The organism is Granulicatella adiacens ATCC 49175 (genome assembly GCF_025150565.1).
GTDB lineage: Bacteria > Bacillota > Bacilli > Lactobacillales > Aerococcaceae > Granulicatella > Granulicatella adiacens.
Genome location: NZ_CP102283.1, coordinates 77,679 through 97,568 on the forward strand (window position 1 = coordinate 77,679; position 19,890 = coordinate 97,568).

Sequence of the window (19,890 nt, forward strand, 5' to 3'; positions counted from 1 at the left end):
ATCCGCATGATTCTCCGTAATCATAGAGCTTAATTTTTTTGGTTGGAGCAATAAACAATCTGCTGACAATTTGAATAAATAGAAAAAGAGGATGGACGAATTTCGTCCATCCTCTTTGTTATTCAATATCGATTTCAAATGGTTCATCAATGGTTTCAGAGACGTATTTGCCGTCTTTCTTCCTTTGTTTCACACATTCTGTTAATAAGTATTCGATTTGTCCATTGACTGATCGAAAATCATCTTCTGCCCATGATGCGATAGCAGCATATAATTTGGAAGACAGTCGTAATGGAATTTGTTTTTTCTTTAAGTCAGCCATCGTTAGTATAGGCTTCCTGTGTTAACGATTGGTTGAGCATCATGATTTCCGCAAAGAACAACTAGTAAGTTAGAAACCATCGCAGCTTTACGTTCTTCATCAAGTTCTACGAGTTCTCCTTCACTTAAGCGTTCTAGCGCCATTTCAACCATTCCAACGGCACCATCTACAATCATCTTTCTAGCATCAATAATTGCTGAAGCTTGTTGACGTTGAAGCATTACAGCAGCAATTTCTGGAGCATATGCTAGATAAGTAATACGGGCTTCGATAATTTCAAGTCCTGCATTTTCTACACGTGCTTGAATTTCATCACGAATACGTTTTGCAACGACTTCACTAGAACCACGTAAGCTACCTTCGTCGGCAATCCCATCACCTGTAGTGTCGACATTTGGAGCGACATCATATGGATAGATGCGTACGATATTACGAAGGGCGCTGTCACATTGAAGCGATAAGTATTCTTTATAGTTATCTACATTGAAGACCGCTTTAGCTGTATCAACCACTTTCCAAGTTACGGCAATTCCGATTTCTACAGGATTTCCTAAGCAATCATTAATTTTTTGACGAGAATTATTTAAGGTCATGATTTTTAAGGAAATATGTTTTTTAAAGGCATCTAAGTTGGCTTCAATTCCTGAGTTACCAACCGCGATTGGTGTATTTTGACGATCGACATCTCCGCTTTGACCAAGTTTTGTTTTAGCAGCAGGATTCACTGCCACGCTAAAAGGATTTACAAAATAGAATCCAGGATCTTTAATCGTTCCTGTGTAATCCCCAAAAAGAGTCAAAACAATGGCTTCTTGAGGTTTCACAACTTTCAGACCACCAAATGAAATGACCGATCCAATAAATAAAAAGATACTTAGAAGAACACCCACGACAGATAATGCTTCATTCTTCAAAAAGGCGATGGAAGAAATAAAGCTTGCAATCGCAACAATTATCATTAGAACAATGAAAAATAATGCGGCAAAACCGTTAGACTTTGTTTTTAAAATTTTTTCGTTCATAAAAAAGACTCCTTTGTCTATTTGATATCTAAATGATATCACTACGAAATCTAAAAAGCAATATAAAAAAAGAACTATTGGTAAATTTTCCCAATAATTCTTAGAGATAAAATTGAAACTATAAAACAAGTAATAAGATGAACGTTACAATCGCTAGTCCACCTTGTTTCCAGATGATGCTGATTTGGCTAGTAAGTCCGCCGTATACTGCTACTGCAATGATATTAAACAGTAAGAATCCAATCAATTCTTTAGAACCAACGATTAATCCAAAGACTAATCCAACAGCAATCATCAAGTTATAGACGCCTTGATTTTTGAAGAGCGTCGTAATATTGGTATTTTTCAATGCTTCAACGCTCATATTGAAGACGCGGCTTGTAGCGTCTGAAGTCGTTTGGAGTGTTTCCAAGTAGAAAATATACACGAATTCCAGTGCCACGAGAGCGGTTAAAATAGTAATCATAATAGACATTTGTCTGCCTCCTTTTTATTAAGCAGACTAGAGTATAACCCGTTTTTTTGACAGAAGCGAATGATAAGCCTAGGAAGAGCGAAACATTGACGGAGTGCACTCAATATGCTATCCTATCCTTTGTATAAAAAAGAATCACTACGATTTAGAAAGGAGAAAGTCATGAGTTATATTTCAGTAGAACATCTTTCTTTCTCATATGAACAAGAGACAGTACTTGAAGATATTAGCTTTACAGTGGAGCCGGGTCAATTTGTAATTTTGACTGGGGAAAATGGTGCGGCAAAGTCAACACTCGTTAAAAATATTTTGGGACTTCTAACACCAAAGACAGGGAAAGCAGTGATTGCTAAGAAAAATAGTAATGGCGAGAAGTTATCGATTGGGTATGCTCCGCAACAGATTTCTTCTTTTAATGTAGGTTTCCCTTCGAATGTTTATGAATTAGTGGCTTCAGGGCGATACCAACAAGGTCGCTGGTTTAAAAAATTAACAGCAGAAGATCACGAACATATCGAACGTTCTCTCAAATCCGTTGGAATGTGGGATGAGCGTCATAAGCGTATCGGAGATTTATCTGGGGGACAAAAACAACGCATTTGTTTAGCGCGAATTTTTGCAACAGACCCAGATTTATTCGTTTTAGACGAGCCGACTGCGGGTATGGACAAAGCTTCTAGAGAACGATTCTATCATCTATTACATCATGCATGCGCTCATCATGGGAAAGCCATTTTAATGGTGACTCACGAGGAAGAAGCGCTTGAACAATATGTGGATAAACATATCCATCTGCAACGAAAGGAGGATTCTCCATGGAGATGTTTTTCTATGGTTTCATGCAAAGAGCATTCATCTCAGGAATAGCAATGGCTTTTATCACGCCAATTCTTGGATTGTTCTTAATTCTTAGAAGACAGTCGCTCATGGCGGATACTTTATCGCATGTTTCTTTAGTCGGAGTAGCGCTAGGGTTTCTTCTAGGAATGAATCCAACCTTCACAACACTAATTGTAGTCATTATTGCTGCAATTTTTATTGAAGCCATTGGAAAGTATTTTAGAGGATATTCCGAAATCACCGTTGCGATTTTGATGTCTGGTGGAATGGCGATTGCCCTTATTTTAATGAACTTACAAAAAGGGCGTTCAACGATGAGTGTGGATCAATTTTTATTTGGTTCGATTGTGACAATTACAAATGAACAAATGTGGATTATGATTTTACTAGCTATTGTTGTAGTTGGTTTATATGCGATTTTCCGTAAACCACTCTATGTTCTATCATTCGATGAAGACACTGCGATGACCGCGGGATTGCCCGTTCGATTGATGACGAATCTCTTTACGATTATCACAGGTGTTGTGATTGCTGTGATGATGCCAATCGCAGGGTCACTTTTAGTATCGGCCGTTATCGTATTACCAGCGTCAATCGCGCTTCGAGTAAGCAGTAAGTTTAATGGAGTGATTATTGGCGGAATTATCATTAGTCTGATTGGATTTTTTGCAGGTCTATCAGCGTCCTATATTTACGAAGCACCTCCAGGAGCTGCGATTACATGTGTATTCCTTGTAATCTTATTTATCTCATTTATTATGAGTGCCTTACGTAAAAAAGCATAATAATAAAGCTTACCATCATTTGGTAGGCTTTTTTTATTTCTTGACTTGAGTGAAAAAAGAGTTTATATTACGTGGTAACCAGTGGTTAGTATTGACAGTTGAGGTGTTGAAATGAATCAATTGATATATCGTTTAATTTCCAAGAGAAAAAGAATTAGTCCACATATTGAAAAATTCGAGTTTGATATTGGGATATTCATTGTTAGTATTTGGGTTGTTGAAAAGGATAACCAATACTTCTTGATTGATAGTGGCTTAGCTAAATTATTACCACGAATGGCAGAGTATGTTGTTCGTAATTTTTATGATAAGAAAAGAGTTTCTGGAGTATTTTTAACACATGGACATTCTGACCATATTGGAGGAATTCCAAGATTAAAAACACTATTACCAAATCTTCCAATTGTAATCGACAGCAGAGAAATTCCTTTTGTCTCAGGAGAAAAACCATATCCTGGTCGAGAGAAGTTAGAGCCTATCACTTTTAAAAAGCAGGATTTTATTGAATTAGGAACTCCCGAATCAAATGAGTTGTTAGAACAAGCCGGGCTCAAAGCAATTTATTCACCAGGGCACTCACCGGGACATACCTGTTATTATCATGTAGAGGATAATCTACTAATTGGAGGAGATCTTCTGACGACGAACAGGGCGGGAGTGTTGAGCGCACCAATGAAAGAATATACAGCAGATATGCCGAAAGCTTTAGAAACAGCTCACACAGTATTGAAAGAATATAGCCAAGCTATACTTTCTGTTGCTCATGGTGGAGAAGTGAAGAATGCATTGCAAGAAATGGGGAAAAGTAAATGGTTTCAGAACAGTTAACAAGAGATAGAATTTTAGAAGCGGCAAGTAGTCTTTTTGCAGAAAAGTCTTTTCAAGAGGTTGGGATTCGAGAAATTGCCAAACGTGCAGGATGTTCTCATACAACTATTTATCTTTATTTCAAAAATAAGGATGAAATTCTGTTTGAAGTTGCCAGTGCCCCACTAGAAAAGTTATATCAAACGTCATTAGAAATCTATCAATCGAACCAGAGTGTAGAAGATAGATTATTAGGAGTTTGCCATCATTTTATTCAGTTTGGATTCCAATATGCGAGCTCTAACCAGCTTTTATTCATTGTTGAAGGGGAAGAAGTTGATTTACCCGAAGTCACAAAACCAATTAATCAGTTAAGAATGAAGAGTTTCAACATACTAAAATCGTTAATTCAAGCAGTATTACATCAATCAATCAGTGAAGAGAAATTATTCAATATCGTCCGTGGTACCTATTTATTTTTGCAAGGAATGGTGATTAACTACGCTTCTGGGAATTGTGGATATAACGAAAGATTGCAGACAATTGTTACAGATTACTTAACCTTCACATTGTTGGATCGAAAGAATCTGTAAAAATAACTATTTTTGGAGGACAAGCATGTGATTATACAGGCGTTATCGAGTATGGTGACGATACTTGCGGTCATCGCGCTCGGCTATCTCTTGCAGGTCAAGGGATGGTTTAAGGAAGGATTCAGTAAGAGCATTGCGGATTTGATTTTGAAGATTGCTTTGCCAGCGTCCATCTTTGTTTCAGTATTAAAATTTATTACAAAAGAACAACTCGTGAGCTTCTTTGGAGCAAGCCTTTATCCGTTGATTACGGTGATTCTAGGATACATCGTGGCATGGGGCACTGTTGTTTTGTTCAAAGTTCCAGTTGGAAGACGCGGAGTGATGCTCAATACATTCGTGAATGCGAACACAGTTTTTATGGGGCTGCCGCTCAATCTTTCTCTTTTTGGAGTAGAAGCGATGCCGTACTTTTTGGTTTACTACGTCATTAATACATTGTCGATTTTTACTGTGGGAACTTATGTCGTAGCAATTGACCGTCCTGATGGAACTAAAAATAAAGGAATCGAGTGGAAGAGCCTCTGTTCGCCCCCGCTTATTGCGTTCTTGGTGGCATTAGGAGTTGTGGCGTTTGGAATTCCAATTCCATCATTTGCACAAAATTCCATTAGTATAGTAGGAAGTTTAGTAACGCCATTGTCCCTTATGTATATCGGGATCAACCTTCAGCAAAGTGGTCTTGGAACATTGCGCATCGACCGCGATACCGTACTTGCGCTAGCAGGGCGCTTTGTTATTTTTCCAATCATAATGGTATTGGTGTTACTTGTTGGAGGAGCGGATAATCCCTTATTAAAAGAAACCTTTATTATTCAGTCGACTATTCCAACGCTCGTGATTATGCCAATTTTAGCGGCAGAAGCTAAAGGAGATGTCGATTTTGCGACGAATGTGGTGACGATGACCACCATTGCTTACTTAGCAGCATTGCCATTGTGGTCGTTATTCTTATTTCTAATTTAACGCAATTACCATATATGGTAATTGCAGAGTACACAAAAAAGCGAAGAACCAATTTGGCTCTTCGCTTTATTTCATTTTATCTTATAAAAATTCATGCTTATCAAAGAAGTTACCTAAAACAGCTTTGATCTTTTGAGATTCGGTATCAATTTCTGTAATTTTAATGATAGAAGAATAATCAGACACATTGTGATTAGACACTCCAGATTCACAGAACACAACCGCTCCTGCAGTGGTTGAATCGAACTCTTGAATTAAGCTACGCATTCCGTTAATCGTACCACCAGCTTTTAAGAAATCGTCAACGATTAATACATTAGATCCACTAGGAAGTGTACGTTTAGATAATTCCATTTTCTCAACACGAGAAGAAGAACCGGAAACGTAGTTAATACTTACAGTAGAACCTTCTGTAATTTTTGAATCACGACGAACAATGACGAAAGGAACGTTTAAATAATTCGCTACCGTTTGTGCAATAGGAACACCCTTTGTTGCAACGGTCATAACGGCATCAATCTTCTTATCTTCGTAAGCAGATGCAATCATTTTTCCTAAATCATGTAATACATTTGGTTTTGCAAGTAAATCAGAAAGATAAATATATCCCCCTGGCAATAAGCGACTTGCATCGTTCATTTGTTCTTTTAATTTCTCCGCAGCAGCCAATGCTTGTTCACGTTTGATTTTTGGTACAAAAATCACTCCGCCAGCAGCACCAGGGACTGTACGGATAATCCCAACACCTTGTTTTTCAAAAGTCTTCTTAATGATAGCAATATCTTCACTAATAGAAGATTTTGCGGACTGGTACAAAGTTGTAAATGTAGTTAATGAAATTAACGTATGTGGATTATCTAATAGACGTTGTGTCATATCAATAAGGCGTTCACTTCTTTTCAATTTCATTGTATCGTCCTCCCTCTTTGAATGAACTACTTTTATATTATACATAAAATAACGAAAATTACAATTTCGAAAACCCGTATCATTCGGGAAAAAGCACAAAAAACACCTCTTTATAAAACGAACGTTCTATTTTTATAAAGATATCTTATCAAAATGTAGAAGTACTTTAAAAGTTAATTAAAAACGGACTCATATCGTGAGTCCGTTTTACAGTTTAAATGCGTTTGAGTTCGATGCCGACAACACCGTATTGTGCTTGTTTTTCTTTTGAATAGTAAGTCAACATGTCATCGGGATGTGCGTTGTCCACGTCATCTGGAGTATACCCACATTGTAGTAGCGGGAGGTTTTCATACAGTTCTGTGAAGTTTTTAAAAACATGCAACCCAACCACTTCGCAGAGTGTCGTTTGCGAAGCATCTTCGGTATTAGTAAATCGAATTTGATCACCAATTTGAATCGATTGGCGCTTCTCATCGTACAGACGAAGCTCAATCGTTTTTTGACCGGAGGAAATGGAAGCATACGGTTTTGGGAAAAGAGTCATCTCATGCAGCATGACTAGTTCTCCTTGTTTAGTACGAATTTTTCAACGGCAACAGCAACGCCATCTTCATCGTTGGTTGTTGTCACGAAGTTGGCGATTTCTTTAATCGAATCAATCGCATTTCCCATCGCAACGCCAAGACCCGCGTATTCAATCATATCACGATCGTTCTCGTGGTCGCCAAGACACATCACTTCATCGGGTGTAAGGCCAAGTTTATCGGCTAGATGATGCACGGCTTTTCCTTTACTGGCTTCAGGATGAATGACTTCGAGGTAAAAGCTGGCACTACGGAAAATGTTGTAGCTACTCTTGAAGTCGTCAGAAAGATTTGGAATTAATTCTTCTAACACTTCAGGCTCATCCACGAACATGATTTTGACGAATTCTTTATCGGCTGGAATGTCCTTGTATAATTGGTGCACGATTGGCATGCCGACTAGTTCGCTCTCGTGAATAGAGTATTTGCCGACTGTTTCTGTTGGAACGTAAATCGCTTCTTCGTCAATAGCGTGGTAGTGCACATTGTATTTTGTAGCATAATCGTTCACGCGTTTTAAGTCGTCATGTGTCATTGAGAAGCGAACGAGTGCTTTTTTCGAACCTGTTTGTTGTACAAGTGTTCCGTTGTAAGTCACAACGTAATCGTGGTCGTTCACAAGGTTGAGTTCTTGAAGAAGACCTTCTACACCAGGGTATGGGCGTCCTGTACAAAGAACCACATAGACTCCTTGTGCGCTTGCGGCGTTTAAAGCAGCCTTTACTCGAGGTGTGATTTCGCGTTTTGAATTGAGCAGTGTGCCGTCGATATCGATGGCGATTAATTTGATAGCCATAATTCCTCCTTGAAATTTGTTAAATAGCGTTAAGTAATGTTTTGAGCTGGTTAATTGGACGTCTTTAAAATAAGAATCTGAGCAAAAATACAATGCTTCTTGTCCATTACGGAAATCTTTCGGAGTGCTCCGTAAAATATGGAAAACACAATATACCTTATAAGGTATATTGTGTTTTTTTATTTATAAAAAGTAATTGATAGATGATGCTTATATCCTGCGAAGTTGAGTTCAAACCTGATCGTTCGCCCTCGTATCCTGTGTAGTTGAGCTCGCAATCGCAGAAATGGCGTGCGTTTCCTGAAACGTCCGCAGAACGTTTCACGTTCCTTCCGGCGTTCCAGTCCAACGTTCCATTTCTGAACGCGATTGCTCACATCCTGTGTAGTTGAACTCGGGCTCACAGGACTGACGTCCACTTCCCGTAGTAGCCGCACGACTTGTGCCAAGTCCCTTGCGTTACTCCGGTCCAGTGATTCAGTCCTGTGCGTTCGCCCTCGTATCCTGTTATTTCATCTGATTCGAAAATACGTCTAATTGTGCAGCGATCGTTTGGAACTCTTCGTAGTCGTCCATAAAGAGTTCGTTTTGCATGTCGCGTGTCACCATTTCACGAGGGAAGTAGAGGCGTTCATCTCCACGAACCTTTCCAGAAATGGCTTCTACAATCGAGCTGACTTGAGAAAGCTCGACCATATTTCCGTTGCGTTCTACGAGTTCGATTTGTGTTCTTGGTTTAATAGAATCTGGACGATAGAAATCATATGGTAAATCGAAACTGTTGTTAATTGCAGTGTAATACTCAGGGTCAAACCCAACGGCTTCTACGATTTGTTTCATTCGGTCGATTTTTGCGCCATCATTGATGCGGTTAAATGGCACTGATTTGAATGGACGACGATTAATGAAACGGTCGGATAAGTCACTTAAAATCGCATCTTCTTCTAAGAGCCAGTGGGAGAAGTATGTGTTTAATACGCCGTCATCAAGACGTAAGTAATCTTCCAATGTCCAAGTTCCTTCGAAGAAAGGTTTTAAGAATGTTGCAGAGTGTTTTAAAGGATTTGATTCTGAGTTGTAGCAAGCAGAAGCGCGTTTTAATAGGTGATTTAGCACGACTTCCATCCCACGAGAAACGGGGTGGAAATAAACCTGCATGTACATTTGATAACGACTCACGATGTAATCTTCAACAGCATGCATTCCTGAATACGTAAACGCAATGCCACCTTTATATGGACGAATCACACGTAAGATACGCGTTAGGTCAAAGGTTCCGTAATTTACCCCAGTGAAATAAGCATCACGAAGCAAATAGTCCATACGATCCGCATCGATTTGGCTCGAAATCAATTGCACCACTTGAGGGTTTGGATGCGTTTTTTGAATCACGCTGGCCACTTCTTGTGGGAAGGTAGAAGACACTTTACGTAAAATTTGGTTCACTTCGGTTCCTTCAGACAAGATGATATCAATAGTGATTTGTTCATGGTTCGTGTCGAAAATTTTCTCAAAGGTATGAGAGTAAGGGCCATGTCCTACATCATGCAGTAAAGCAGCACATAGCACTACGAGGCGATTACGATCGTCCCAAAGGCCATCTCCTTCTTCTTGAGTAGCGTAATTTCTGGCAAAATTATCGCAAATGCGTCGAGCGATTTCATACACTCCAAGAGAATGCGAGAATCTGGAATGTTCTGCAGTATGGAAAGTGTACATAGAGGCGCCAGTTTGTTTAATTCTGCGGAGTCGTTGTAATTCACGGCTGTTAATCAATTCCAGAATAATTGGATGTTGCACATGGATATAATCGTGAACGGGGTCACGAAATACTTTTTCACGTTTGAATGCTTCTGTCATTCGTTTTACTCCTTCTTTCGTTTAGATTGTGAAATGTTATCATAAGCACTTCCAGTGTATGCTATTTTTGGCGGAAATGCAAGAGGGTTTTGTTGAAAAAAGCCTTTATAACGCTATTTTTGAAGGGTTATTGTCTTTGAATAAATCGCTCAAGTGCTTTCTGGAATTCTGGAGTGAGAGTGAAGTCGATTTTTGTCTCTTCAAGAGAGCAACCCATCTGTGTTAATGCTTGTAAGACGCGAATTTGTACTTCTTCAATCGTGAGGGAGAGTCCTAAAGCATCTCCAATATTCCACATGCTATCGGCGTTTACCGTTGGGAAATGCCATTTGGTTTCTTGACCTTGGATTGCATGGTCATAAAAATCACGAACGACTTGACCGCGATAGTGTTGGTCTCCAAACACACTCAAGTAAATGGACACACAAACCACATCTTTTAAGCGACGTTGTGCAATGCCGGCAATTTTTCTTCCTTGAATGCTTAAATCATAATCGCCAGGGCAATAAGAATCACTGACTTCAAATGCATTGATTCCACCTAACGAGGTAGATTCTGGGAAGCTTTGCTGAATTAATTGCTGCATCCACTCGTACGCTTGATTGATTGTAGGCATTTGTTCGTTTTTGAAAAGAAGGCTAATGTTTAAGATCCCTTCGTTACTAACGACAGCAAGGCCTCCTGCTTGGCGGACAATGGGAGTAAATCCATGCGAGCGAAGTCGATCTAAGCCTTCCTCTAGAAATGGGACTTTTGTATCGGTCATTCCAAGAATAATAATATCTTCTAGTGTCCAAAAATGAACGAAAGGTCCCGTTTGCTCTTTCGTTAAATGGCGAATAATGGTTTCATCTAGAGCAAAAGGAGTCAAGATTTGTTCTAGTGAAGTGGTTTTTTCGATTTGAGTAGCGACCAGTTTAACGGTCTGGTGTTGAATTGGTGATGATGTCATAGGTTTCTCCTTTAGAGTTCTTCGTGTTTTATTATAACAAAAGTTCAGAATGGGGTCGTCCGATATGCCGTTTTTAAGCCGTTTCTTAGGAAATTATTAAGTAAAATTCAAGAATCTTAAAAATGACTAGCATAAATAGGTTTTTTTTTATAGGATAAAATTGAAAAAAGAACGAAAAGAGGGAATGCCCATGAAAATTTTAGTAGTAGATGACGATCGCGAAATCGTTGAACTATTAACCATTTATTTAAAAAATGAAAGCTATGAAATCGTAAAAGCATACGATGGAAAACAAGCTCTCGAAAAATTAAAAATGTATCCAGATATCGATATGATTATTTTGGATATTATGATGCCACGTCTAGACGGAATCTCAGTGGTTCATGAAGTGCGTAAAGAAAATGCGCAATTACCAATTCTTTTATTAAGTGCGAAGTCTACAGACATCGATAAGATTCAAGGATTAACCAATGGGGCGGATGATTATGTGACGAAACCATTCAACCCACTAGAAGTGATTGCCCGTGTGAAATCATTACTTCGCCGTTCGACCATTACGCAAGAAGGTCCAGCAAACGAAGAAATTACTATCGGACCATTAACAATCAAAAAAGAATCGCATCAAGTGACTACTTCTGATGGAAAAGAAATTCAATTAACGGTATTAGAATTTGGAATTTTATTCTTATTAGCGAGTCATCCAAACCGAGTATTTAGCGCTGATGAAATTTTTGAGACCGTATGGCAACAAGAAAGTATTGTTTCTACAAAAACAGTAATGGTACACGTAAGTCACTTGCGCGATAAAATTGCTGAAGCCACTGGAGGAGAAAAAGTCATCGAAACAGTATGGGGAGTAGGCTATAAAATTGAAGACAAATAAACAAAAGATTCTTCAAATTGGAAAAGCAAAAAACGAACCGACCATTCTCACACTGACGCGTAAAGAAATCAGTGAACTGGTTTTAGAGGGGATTGTCACTCTCTGTGTGGTATTTCTACTCTATCTAGGTATCTTAGTGATGATTAGTCAGTTAGTGAATGAGCCGGGAATCATTTCGATTCAGTTCTCAGCACGAGACGTGTTGCAAATTGGCACGGATCAAATGCTTCTCTATAAAAATATCTTCACGATTACTTCCATTATTTTTGCGATTGCATTTACCTATTGGAGATTAATGAGAAGATATCAACAAATGCAATTGAATCATATTTTAGATGAACTGCATTTGATTGCGGAAGGACGATACGATAGACGAATTCCATTCCAGTTAAGTGGGGATATGGGACAAGTTGTGAATAGTATTAATCGTCTTGTAGATTCGACGGTGAACGCTCTAGAAGAAGAACGCGCTATCGAAAAGTCAAAAGATGAATTGATTACAAACGTCTCACATGATATCCGGACACCATTGACGTCCATCCTTGGATACTTAGGCTTGATTGTGAATCAGCCGAAGATTGATACGGAGGATGCAAAGCGTTATGCAGAAATCGCATATTCAAAAGCCGAGCAAATGAAATTGCTTGTCGATGATTTGTTTGAATACACGACGAGTAGACCGAATGGGGCTCCACTGCGACTGAACGATATTCCGATTGTGAATTTTCTTGAGCAAATTGCAGCGGACTTTGAATTAGAAGCTCAAAAACGTCACATGGCAATAGAAGTGTCTTCAGAAAACCGTGACGTGGTGCTGGAATTAGATGCTGAGAAAATGGTACGAGTGATTAACAATCTGTTATCGAACGCCATTAAATACGGTCATGAAAATTCAACCATCTTAATGGAAGTGTTGAAGAAAGAGGGCGTTATTACCATCGCGGTAAGAAATGAAGGCGACCCGATTTCAAAAGAAGTATTGGATCAACTCTTTACAAGGTTCTATCGTGCAGAAGGCTCTCGTTCAAAAGAAACAGGTGGCACAGGTTTAGGGTTAGCGATTGCGGAAAACATTGTACATTCCCATGGAGGAATCATGTTTGCCGAGTCGGAAAACGGACAAACGAGTTTCTATGTCTGTCTACCCACTGAAAACCAAGGATCTTTAAAAGAAATGACAAATCACAAATAAATACCGAGAAGGACGGCTACGTGCTTTCCTTTTCGGTTATTTTTATTCGCAAAAAAGCGAGAGAGTTGATACTATGACAAGAGACATTATGAGGGAGGAATCAAGATGAAACTAGCAACATGGAATGTGAATGGCATTCGTTCTGTTTTAAATAAAGGAGCGCTGCAAGAATATGTGTTAGAGAGCAATCCAGATATTTTATGCTTACAAGAGACAAAAGCGCAACAAGACCAAGTAGAGTTGGGAATGGAATTTAGTGAATATGAGGTATTCTTCAATTCAGCAGTGAAAAAAGGATACTCAGGGACAGCCATTTTTACGAAAGAAAAACCTTTATCTGTAGAATATGGAATTGGAATAGAAGAGCATGACCAAGAAGGGCGTGTGATTACAGCGGAATACGAGAAGTTCTATTTAGTGACGGTGTATACTCCGAATGCGAAACGTGACTTATCTCGCCTCGAGTATCGCCAAGTATGGGAAGATGACTTCCTTGCTTTTATCAAAAAACTAGAAGAAACAAAGCCTGTAATTTTCTGTGGGGACTTAAATGTGGCTCATAAAGAAATCGACTTGGCAAATCCAAAAACAAATACAATGAATGCAGGATTTACAAAAGAAGAACGTGCAAAATTCGATCAAGTCGTCAATAATGACTTAGTAGATGCGTTCCGTTACTTATATCCAGACACCCTAGGAGCCTACAGTTGGTGGAGTTACATGGGAGGAGCCCGTGCTCGAAATGTCGGATGGAGAATTGACTATTTTGTGATTTCACAACCATTAACAGCCTTCCTTCAAGAAGTAAAAATCAGAAGTGATGTTACCGGAAGCGATCATTGTCCAGTAGAAATGAAAATCGAACTGTAGAACATTTGTTCGTGTTGCAAAAATTTGATACAATAGTGGTATCAATTATAAAGAGGTATTCAAATGGCAAAAGACCATATTGTCGTGCATGGAGCACGATCTCATAATTTAAAAAACATTGATGTGAGTATTCCTCGTGATCAATTTGTCGTGATCACAGGATTATCGGGTTCAGGGAAAAGTTCGTTAGCCTTCGACACTTTATACGCTGAAGGACAACGCCGTTATGTGGAAAGTCTGTCTGCGTATGCGCGTCAATTTTTAGGGCAAATGGACAAACCTGATGTAGATAGTATCGATGGCTTAAGCCCGGCGATTGCTATCGACCAAAAAACCACATCTAGAAATCCACGTTCAACAGTAGGAACGGTCACAGAAATTAATGATTATTTACGTTTATTATATGCACGTGTTGGGAAACCAATCTGTCCAAACGATGGAACACCGATTGAAAGCCAATCTCTCGAACAGATGGTCAATCGTGTGATGGAAATGCCCGAAAAAACAAAGATTCAAGTGCTTGCTCCTGTTGTGGTCCAAAAGAAAGGGGAGCATAAAAAAGTCTTTGAAAAAATTCAAAAAGATGGATATGTGCGTGTGCGCGTCGATGGCGAGATGCATGAAGTTACCGAAGAACTGAATTTAGAGAAGAACAAAAAGCATAATATCGAAATCGTTGTGGACCGTATCGTGGTGAGTGATAAGAGTCGTTCACGTCTATTCGATTCGATTGAAGCAGCTCTCCGTTTAGCGGAGGGGTATGCCATTGTCGATGTGATCGGTGGGGAAGAACATCTCTTTAGCGAACACCATTCATGTCCGATTTGTGGATTTACAGTAGGCGAATTAGAGCCGCGTCTTTTCTCCTTTAATGCGCCATTTGGAGCTTGCCCGGAATGTGATGGCCTTGGATCAAAACTCGAAGTGGACTTGGAATTAATTGTTCCCGATAAGAGTTTGACATTGGAAGAAGGAGCGCTTGTTCCGTGGAATCCTATTAGCTCCAACTATTATCCATCGATGCTCAGCCAGTTTTGTGAGCAATTTAAGATTCCGATGAATATTCCGTTTGAAAAATTGACACAGTCACAAGTCAATATGGTTCTGTATGGTTCCGGAGATGCTACTTTCCAATTCCATCATGAAAATGAATTTGGTGGAGTCCGAGATGTAGAAATTCCATTTGAAGGTGTGGCAGTGAATGTGGAACGCCGCTATCGTGAAACCAATAGTGATTTTACAAGAGAACAAATGCGTCAATATATGACAGAGTCCGCTTGTAAGACTTGTCATGGCTTCCGTTTAAACGAACAAGCCTTATCTGTCAAAGTGGGCGGGAAAAATATTAGCGAAGTCCTCTCTCTGTCTGTGGATGATGAGATTGACTTCTTCAAAGACTTAAACTTATCTGAAACGGATGAGCAAATCGCAGCTCCAATCTTAAAAGAAGTAAGTTCTCGTCTGAAATTCCTACGCAATGTTGGTTTGCAATACTTAACCTTAAGCCGTGCCGCAGGAACTTTATCTGGGGGAGAAGCGCAACGAATTCGTTTAGCAACTCAAATCGGTTCAAACCTTTCGGGCGTCCTCTATATTTTAGATGAACCTTCGATTGGACTTCACCAAAGAGACAATGACCGCTTAATTGAGTCCTTGAAGAGCATGCGCGACCTAGGAAATACGCTGATTGTCGTAGAACATGACGAAGATACCATGCGTGCTGCGGACTACTTGATTGATATCGGTCCAGGTGCGGGTGAATTCGGTGGCGAGATTATTGCTGCAGGCACTCCAAAAGAAGTGGAGAAGAATGCGAAATCACTCACCGGTCAATATTTAGCTGGGAAAAAATACATTCCAGTCCCAAGCGAACGCCGCAGGGAAGATAAGGGTTGGATCCACTTAAAAGGCGCATCGGAAAATAACTTACGAGGCATCGATGTGGATGTGCCACTCGGTCGTTTTGTTGCCGTAACAGGGGTATCCGGTTCTGGAAAGAGCTCACTTGTGAACAGCGTATTGAAGAAAGCCTTAGCGCGTGAGATTACACGTACGAAGGAAAAACCAGGGAAATTCAAGAGCATCTCAGGATTTGAGAGCCTGGATAAGATTATTGATATCGACCAAAGCCCAATCGGAAGAACCCCACGAAGCAATCCTGCGACGTATACAGGTGTATTTGACGATATTCGTGATTTATTTGCGACCACAAACGAAGCGAAAATCCGTGGATATAAGAAAGGACGCTTCAGTTTCAACGTGAAGGGTGGACGATGTGAGTCATGTAAAGGGGACGGCATTCTAAAAATCGAGATGCACTTCCTACCAGACGTATATGTGCCGTGTGAAGTCTGCCACGGAACGCGTTATAACTCTGAAACTCTCGAAGTGAAATACAAAGGAAAGAGTATCGCGGATGTTCTTCAATTGACCGTTGATGAAGCAGTAGAATTCTTCCAAGCAGTACCGAAAATCAAACGCAAATTACAGACGATTAAAGATGTAGGGTTAGGCTACGTCACCCTTGGCCAATCTGCCACAACGCTCTCTGGAGGGGAAGCGCAACGGATGAAGTTAGCGAGCGAACTCCAACGTGTCTCAACGGGTAATACCTTCTACATGCTCGATGAACCAACAACTGGTTTGCATACAGACGATATCGCGCGTCTGCTTGAAGTGTTAAATCGTTTAGTCGAAGCAGGGAATACTGTACTGGTCATCGAACATAACTTAGATGTGATTAAGACCGCTGACTATATCATTGATATGGGACCAGAAGGAGGTAGCGGTGGAGGTCTTGTCATTGCGACAGGAACGCCAGAAGAAGTGGCCAAAGATAAAAACAGTCACACGGGTCGTTATTTAAAACGCGCCTTAGAAGCAGCTGCCTCTCATAAAAAGAAGTAGAAAATTGCTAGAAGAGATAGTTTGAAGAAGGTTGTTATGCTATACTCAACATAGATAATTTCTCAGGGGGAAACTTGAATGAACATGAAAGAATTAGTCGGCAAGAAAGCCGCAGAATATGTAGAAAGTGGAATGACGGTTGGATTAGGAACTGGTTCGACAGCTTACTATTTTGTGGAAGAAATCGGTCGACGAGTAAAAGAAGAAGGGCTTGAAATTGTTGGAGTAACAACTTCTTTAGCAACGAAGAAACAAGCAGAAGCACTTGGAATTCCATTGAAGAGCGTGGATGAAGTGGATTATATCGACGTCACAATCGATGGTGCAGACGAAATCGCTCCTGATTTTTCAGGAATCAAAGGCGGTGGCGGTGCGTTATTATTCGAAAAAATCGTTGCCGAGCAATCAAAGAGCGTAATCTGGATTGTAGACGAATCAAAAATGGTCGACTATTTAGGTCGTTTCCCATTACCAGTGGAAGTGGTGCCTTATGGTTCGCTTCAATTATTCAAACGTTTTGAAGCGCTAGGATACAAACCAACGTTCCGCGAACGTGACGGAGAACGCTACTTAACGGATAGCAAAAACTACATTATCGACTTGGATGTGTATCCAATTAAAGACCCAATTGCATTCGGAGAAAAAATCAAAGGCATGACAGGTGTGGTAGAGCAAGGCCTCTTCACAAACATGACCGATATCGTGCTTGTAGGAACTCCTGATGGGGTTGTCGTAAAACAATTCTAAAAAATAACCCGCTTAGAGTCATCGATGATGAGTGATTCTAAGCGGTTTTTTGTTATAGTGTATTTATAATTTTTTGAATCTCTTCTTCAGATAATCCGGTGTGCTTTATGATTTCTGTGATAGGAAGATTCATTTTAAGAAATGCCAAAACTTGACCTTCTTTAAGTCCTGCTTCTCTAGCGGTCTCTTTGGCATATTCGATTGTTTTCCAATAGACTTCTTCGTATTTTTCCATTTGTTCCGCCATCTTCATTTCCTCCGAATCTAAATTATAGAAATCAACAACAGCATAAGCGTCTTGAATTTCTTTGGATGCTTTTGCCGTGATTGTACCATTTTTAAGGAAATTTCTCCACTCATTGAAGGCTTCGTCCTGGTTAGGTAATGTGGTTGCTAAATTGACGAGATAAACGCGTTCGAAAGGTTGACCTTTTTCATTTAAAACTTCTCGATTTTTTTCTAAATTCACAAGGCCGATTTCTACTCTTGGTTCAGGATCTTCTTTAAAAACAGAAAAATCAGTTACGACAATTGAAATAACAGGTTTATAGGTTTGATGGCCTGCAGAATAACTATCCATATAAGTTGATGCCATATAATAGCGAATGCGTTCAAAGAAACCTCTATGCTTATATAGTTGCATTTCAATGATAATATCAATGCCTTCTTCTGTTGTTGCGGCAATATCCACGATGGTTTGGTACATTTCTAAGTTTACTCCAGCGAGATTTTCACGATATTTTTGAATTTGATATGGATTGGTTGGCTTCACATTAGATAGTTTCATCCCAGTAACAACTTGAATAAAATTTTGTAAGATATATTCTTTTCCTTCGCTAGTCATCATTTTTTTAAACATTAAATCATTTGTTGGTAAAATCTTTCTCATTTTTCATCCCTCCTATCCTGAGATACGATAAAAAGGGGAGGATCTTTCAATTTGCGTAAGAAAAACAAGGCATTTTGTGCTATACTAGTAAAGATTTAGTACTGAAAGGATCTGATGAAATGTCATCATTCATGGAAAAAAGAAAAGGGCTGCTTTGTACATTTGCTATTGCGGTTGTCTCAGTGATGCTCGATAAGCTATTCCCAGTTATAGGGAGTGCGGTATTTGCCATTATTTTAGGGATGATCTTAAACCAATTTTGGAAAATCCCAAGTGATTTTAGACCGGGAATTAACTATTCAGCGAAAAAATTATTACATTATTCGATTATTGCGCTTGGATTTACAATGTCGTTTGCGCAAGTGAGCCAAACAGGTGCGTCATCGTTCCCAGTGACGATTGTGACGATTTCGATTGCATTTTTAACAGCGCTATTTGTAGGGAACTTCTTCAAACTTTCTCGTCCATTGAAGATTCTTGTTGGATTCGGGACTGCCATTTGCGGGGGCTCGGCGATCGCTGCAGCTTCACCAATCATTAAAGCCGAAGACGATGAAGTAGCGTTGTCGATTTCAACCATCTTCCTTTTCAATGTAATGGCGGTATTCTTATTCCCATTCTTAGGACATATGATGGGCATGGACGCATCGCAGTTCGGGCTTTGGGCAGGAACAGCGATTAACGATACATCCAGCGTGGTCGCAGCCGGCGCAAGTTACAGTGCGGAAGCCCTAGAAATCGCGACAATCGTAAAACTGACTCGTGCATTGATGATTGTTCCAGCGTGTATTGTGTTATCTTTAGTCGAAGCACGCCGTATGAAACAAGAAGGACAAAGCGTTCAATGGAAAAAAATCGTGCCAATGTTTATCATTTGGTTCATGGTCGCTTCGATTATTACAAGTGTGGGCTTATTCCCAAATTTCCTTGTACCGTATGCAAAATTAGCATCTAAATGGTTGATGGCGATGGCATTAGTAGGTATCGGAATGCAAGTTTCTTTCAAACAATTCAAAGAAGCAGGGGCAAAACCAATCTTAACAGGTTTAGCAACTTGGTTTATGGTGGCTGTTTCTAGCTTAATCATGCAGTACTTCGTTTTATAGAAAGGACATCTCATGAAAAGATTATTAGGACTCGGGTTCTGGATTAGCGCCTTGTACTTTGTTTTATATTCGAAACTCCCAGCGCTACAAGCCTTCGTGAACACACCAGTAGGACCTTATGTGCATGTCGCGATGGTCTTGTTACTGATTGTGGGGATTTTCTTCTACGTACTGCGCATTATCCATTTCTTATTTTTCCCGTAAAAAATGAAACCAGCTTAGGCAGAATGTCTAAGCTGGTTTTATCATTCAATAAATAAAAAAACACTCTCGATATTTTCTCGAGAGTGCAAGTATAGTCTGTTACAACATATACCGCTATCAATACATTAATCCTACTGATAAAAATATCAACTGTCAAGTAGATTAGTGATATAAAAAT

General features: G+C 39.6%; 21 protein-coding genes. 12 read left to right on the forward strand and 9 right to left on the reverse strand.

Going from position 1 to position 19,890, the window contains the following annotated elements:
• Nucleotides 1–118 precede the first annotated feature (118 nt).
• The 3 genes from NQ540_RS00445 to NQ540_RS00455 all read right to left on the reverse strand — a co-directional run bounded on the left by NQ540_RS00445 (nt 119) and on the right by NQ540_RS00455 (nt 1,819).
• Nucleotides 119–322, reverse strand: a complete 204-nt coding sequence (locus tag NQ540_RS00445) for a type II toxin-antitoxin system antitoxin (RefSeq protein ID WP_005608052.1) — start codon at nt 320–322, stop codon at nt 119–121.
• Between the two features lie 2 nt (nt 323–324).
• Nucleotides 325–1,344, reverse strand: coding sequence for an SPFH domain-containing protein (locus NQ540_RS00450; RefSeq protein WP_039849306.1), 1,020 nt, complete (start codon nt 1,342–1,344; stop codon nt 325–327).
• A gap of 118 nt (nt 1,345–1,462) precedes the next feature.
• Nucleotides 1,463–1,819 carry a DUF1304 domain-containing protein gene (locus tag NQ540_RS00455; RefSeq protein ID WP_039849305.1) on the reverse strand — a complete coding sequence of 119 codons (357 nt, stop codon included), beginning with the start codon at nt 1,817–1,819 and terminating at the stop codon, nt 1,463–1,465.
• Nucleotides 1,820–1,981: 162 nt separating this feature from the next.
• Between NQ540_RS00455 and NQ540_RS00460 the strand changes: the two genes are divergently transcribed.
• From NQ540_RS00460 to NQ540_RS00480, 5 genes are all read left to right on the forward strand, one after another.
• Nucleotides 1,982–2,686, forward strand: a complete 705-nt coding sequence (locus NQ540_RS00460; RefSeq protein ID WP_039849304.1) for a metal ABC transporter ATP-binding protein — start codon at nt 1,982–1,984, stop codon at nt 2,684–2,686.
• A complete protein-coding gene (locus NQ540_RS00465; RefSeq protein WP_039849303.1) occupies nt 2,635–3,444 on the forward strand; it encodes a metal ABC transporter permease in 810 nt (269 codons plus the stop codon). Before NQ540_RS00460 ends, NQ540_RS00465 begins: the two co-directional genes overlap by 52 nt.
• Nucleotides 3,445–3,555: 111 nt before the next feature.
• A complete protein-coding gene (locus tag NQ540_RS00470) occupies nt 3,556–4,272 on the forward strand; it encodes an MBL fold metallo-hydrolase (RefSeq protein ID WP_005608044.1) in 717 nt (238 codons plus the stop codon).
• Nucleotides 4,254–4,844 (forward strand): TetR/AcrR family transcriptional regulator, encoded by a 591-nt coding sequence (locus NQ540_RS00475; protein WP_005608042.1) that lies wholly within the window; start codon nt 4,254–4,256, stop codon nt 4,842–4,844. The genes NQ540_RS00470 and NQ540_RS00475 overlap by 19 nt, the downstream gene beginning before the upstream one ends.
• A gap of 27 nt (nt 4,845–4,871) precedes the next feature.
• Entirely contained in the window at nt 4,872–5,810 is a 939-nt protein-coding gene (locus NQ540_RS00480; protein ID WP_223429384.1) for an AEC family transporter, read from the forward strand.
• Nucleotides 5,811–5,891: 81 nt separating this feature from the next.
• On the opposite strand, the gene purR is transcribed toward NQ540_RS00480, so the two are convergent.
• From purR to NQ540_RS00505, 5 genes are all read right to left on the reverse strand, one after another.
• Complete coding sequence (gene purR / locus NQ540_RS00485; protein WP_039849302.1) at nt 5,892–6,719, reverse strand: pur operon repressor; 828 nt, start codon at nt 6,717–6,719, stop codon at nt 5,892–5,894.
• Between the two features lie 214 nt (nt 6,720–6,933).
• Complete coding sequence (locus tag NQ540_RS00490; protein ID WP_005608036.1) at nt 6,934–7,278, reverse strand: ASCH domain-containing protein; 345 nt, start codon at nt 7,276–7,278, stop codon at nt 6,934–6,936.
• A 2-nt stretch (nt 7,279–7,280) separates the two neighbouring features.
• Nucleotides 7,281–8,102, reverse strand: a complete 822-nt coding sequence (yidA, locus tag NQ540_RS00495; RefSeq protein ID WP_005608034.1) for a sugar-phosphatase — start codon at nt 8,100–8,102, stop codon at nt 7,281–7,283.
• A 507-nt stretch (nt 8,103–8,609) separates the two neighbouring features.
• Nucleotides 8,610–9,962, reverse strand: coding sequence for an HD domain-containing protein (locus NQ540_RS00500; RefSeq protein ID WP_005608032.1), 1,353 nt, complete (start codon nt 9,960–9,962; stop codon nt 8,610–8,612).
• A 127-nt stretch (nt 9,963–10,089) separates the two neighbouring features.
• A complete protein-coding gene (locus NQ540_RS00505; protein ID WP_005608030.1) occupies nt 10,090–10,914 on the reverse strand; it encodes a lipoate--protein ligase family protein in 825 nt (274 codons plus the stop codon).
• Between the two features lie 190 nt (nt 10,915–11,104).
• Between NQ540_RS00505 and NQ540_RS00510 the strand changes: the two genes are divergently transcribed.
• From NQ540_RS00510 to rpiA, 5 genes are all read left to right on the forward strand, one after another.
• A complete protein-coding gene (locus NQ540_RS00510; protein ID WP_039849301.1) occupies nt 11,105–11,797 on the forward strand; it encodes a response regulator transcription factor in 693 nt (230 codons plus the stop codon).
• On the forward strand, nt 11,784–12,989 hold the full coding sequence (locus NQ540_RS00515; RefSeq protein WP_005608026.1) for a sensor histidine kinase: 1,206 nt from the start codon (nt 11,784–11,786) through the stop codon (nt 12,987–12,989). Before NQ540_RS00510 ends, NQ540_RS00515 begins: the two co-directional genes overlap by 14 nt.
• A gap of 105 nt (nt 12,990–13,094) precedes the next feature.
• Nucleotides 13,095–13,859 carry an exodeoxyribonuclease III gene (locus NQ540_RS00520; protein ID WP_005608024.1) on the forward strand — a complete coding sequence of 255 codons (765 nt, stop codon included), beginning with the start codon at nt 13,095–13,097 and terminating at the stop codon, nt 13,857–13,859.
• 63 nt (nt 13,860–13,922) lie between these two features.
• Nucleotides 13,923–16,766, forward strand: coding sequence for an excinuclease ABC subunit UvrA (gene uvrA, locus NQ540_RS00525; protein WP_005608023.1), 2,844 nt, complete (start codon nt 13,923–13,925; stop codon nt 16,764–16,766).
• A 78-nt stretch (nt 16,767–16,844) separates the two neighbouring features.
• Nucleotides 16,845–17,513 carry a ribose-5-phosphate isomerase RpiA gene (rpiA, locus tag NQ540_RS00530; protein WP_005608021.1) on the forward strand — a complete coding sequence of 223 codons (669 nt, stop codon included), beginning with the start codon at nt 16,845–16,847 and terminating at the stop codon, nt 17,511–17,513.
• Nucleotides 17,514–17,565: 52 nt separating this feature from the next.
• Here the strand turns inward: rpiA and NQ540_RS00535 are convergent, their stop codons facing one another.
• The gene (locus NQ540_RS00535) at nt 17,566–18,402 is read right to left on the reverse strand and encodes an Rpn family recombination-promoting nuclease/putative transposase (RefSeq protein WP_005608020.1); all 837 of its coding nucleotides are present in this window, start codon (nt 18,400–18,402) and stop codon (nt 17,566–17,568) included.
• A gap of 119 nt (nt 18,403–18,521) precedes the next feature.
• Between NQ540_RS00535 and NQ540_RS00540 the strand changes: the two genes are divergently transcribed.
• Both NQ540_RS00540 and NQ540_RS00545 read left to right on the forward strand, forming a co-directional pair.
• A complete protein-coding gene (locus NQ540_RS00540; protein WP_156780481.1) occupies nt 18,522–19,508 on the forward strand; it encodes a YeiH family protein in 987 nt (328 codons plus the stop codon).
• Between the two features lie 12 nt (nt 19,509–19,520).
• Nucleotides 19,521–19,712, forward strand: coding sequence for a hypothetical protein (locus NQ540_RS00545; protein WP_005608016.1), 192 nt, complete (start codon nt 19,521–19,523; stop codon nt 19,710–19,712).
• The last annotated feature ends 178 nt before the right edge of the window (nt 19,713–19,890 follow it).

What these genes read in the sequence shown, in the direction of transcription:
- NQ540_RS00445 (WP_005608052.1), bottom strand. Translation starts at nt 322, where the DNA reads ATGGCTGACTTAAAGAAAAAACAAATTCCATTACGACTGTCTTCCAAA.
- NQ540_RS00450 (WP_039849306.1), bottom strand. Translation starts at nt 1,344, where the DNA reads ATGAACGAAAAAATTTTAAAAACAAAGTCTAACGGTTTTGCCGCATTA.
- NQ540_RS00455 (WP_039849305.1), bottom strand. Translation starts at nt 1,819, where the DNA reads ATGTCTATTATGATTACTATTTTAACCGCTCTCGTGGCACTGGAATTC.
- NQ540_RS00460 (WP_039849304.1), top strand. Translation starts at nt 1,982, where the DNA reads ATGAGTTATATTTCAGTAGAACATCTTTCTTTCTCATATGAACAAGAG.
- NQ540_RS00465 (WP_039849303.1), top strand. Translation starts at nt 2,635, where the DNA reads ATGGAGATGTTTTTCTATGGTTTCATGCAAAGAGCATTCATCTCAGGA.
- NQ540_RS00470 (WP_005608044.1), top strand. Translation starts at nt 3,556, where the DNA reads ATGAATCAATTGATATATCGTTTAATTTCCAAGAGAAAAAGAATTAGT.
- NQ540_RS00475 (WP_005608042.1), top strand. Translation starts at nt 4,254, where the DNA reads ATGGTTTCAGAACAGTTAACAAGAGATAGAATTTTAGAAGCGGCAAGT.
- purR (WP_039849302.1), bottom strand. Translation starts at nt 6,719, where the DNA reads ATGAAATTGAAAAGAAGTGAACGCCTTATTGATATGACACAACGTCTA.
- NQ540_RS00490 (WP_005608036.1), bottom strand. Translation starts at nt 7,278, where the DNA reads ATGCTGCATGAGATGACTCTTTTCCCAAAACCGTATGCTTCCATTTCC.
- yidA (WP_005608034.1), bottom strand. Translation starts at nt 8,102, where the DNA reads ATGGCTATCAAATTAATCGCCATCGATATCGACGGCACACTGCTCAAT.
- NQ540_RS00500 (WP_005608032.1), bottom strand. Translation starts at nt 9,962, where the DNA reads ATGACAGAAGCATTCAAACGTGAAAAAGTATTTCGTGACCCCGTTCAC.
- NQ540_RS00505 (WP_005608030.1), bottom strand. Translation starts at nt 10,914, where the DNA reads ATGACATCATCACCAATTCAACACCAGACCGTTAAACTGGTCGCTACT.
- NQ540_RS00510 (WP_039849301.1), top strand. Translation starts at nt 11,105, where the DNA reads ATGAAAATTTTAGTAGTAGATGACGATCGCGAAATCGTTGAACTATTA.
- NQ540_RS00520 (WP_005608024.1), top strand. Translation starts at nt 13,095, where the DNA reads ATGAAACTAGCAACATGGAATGTGAATGGCATTCGTTCTGTTTTAAAT.
- uvrA (WP_005608023.1), top strand. Translation starts at nt 13,923, where the DNA reads ATGGCAAAAGACCATATTGTCGTGCATGGAGCACGATCTCATAATTTA.
- rpiA (WP_005608021.1), top strand. Translation starts at nt 16,845, where the DNA reads ATGAACATGAAAGAATTAGTCGGCAAGAAAGCCGCAGAATATGTAGAA.
- NQ540_RS00535 (WP_005608020.1), bottom strand. Translation starts at nt 18,402, where the DNA reads ATGAGAAAGATTTTACCAACAAATGATTTAATGTTTAAAAAAATGATG.
- NQ540_RS00540 (WP_156780481.1), top strand. Translation starts at nt 18,522, where the DNA reads ATGTCATCATTCATGGAAAAAAGAAAAGGGCTGCTTTGTACATTTGCT.
- NQ540_RS00545 (WP_005608016.1), top strand. Translation starts at nt 19,521, where the DNA reads ATGAAAAGATTATTAGGACTCGGGTTCTGGATTAGCGCCTTGTACTTT.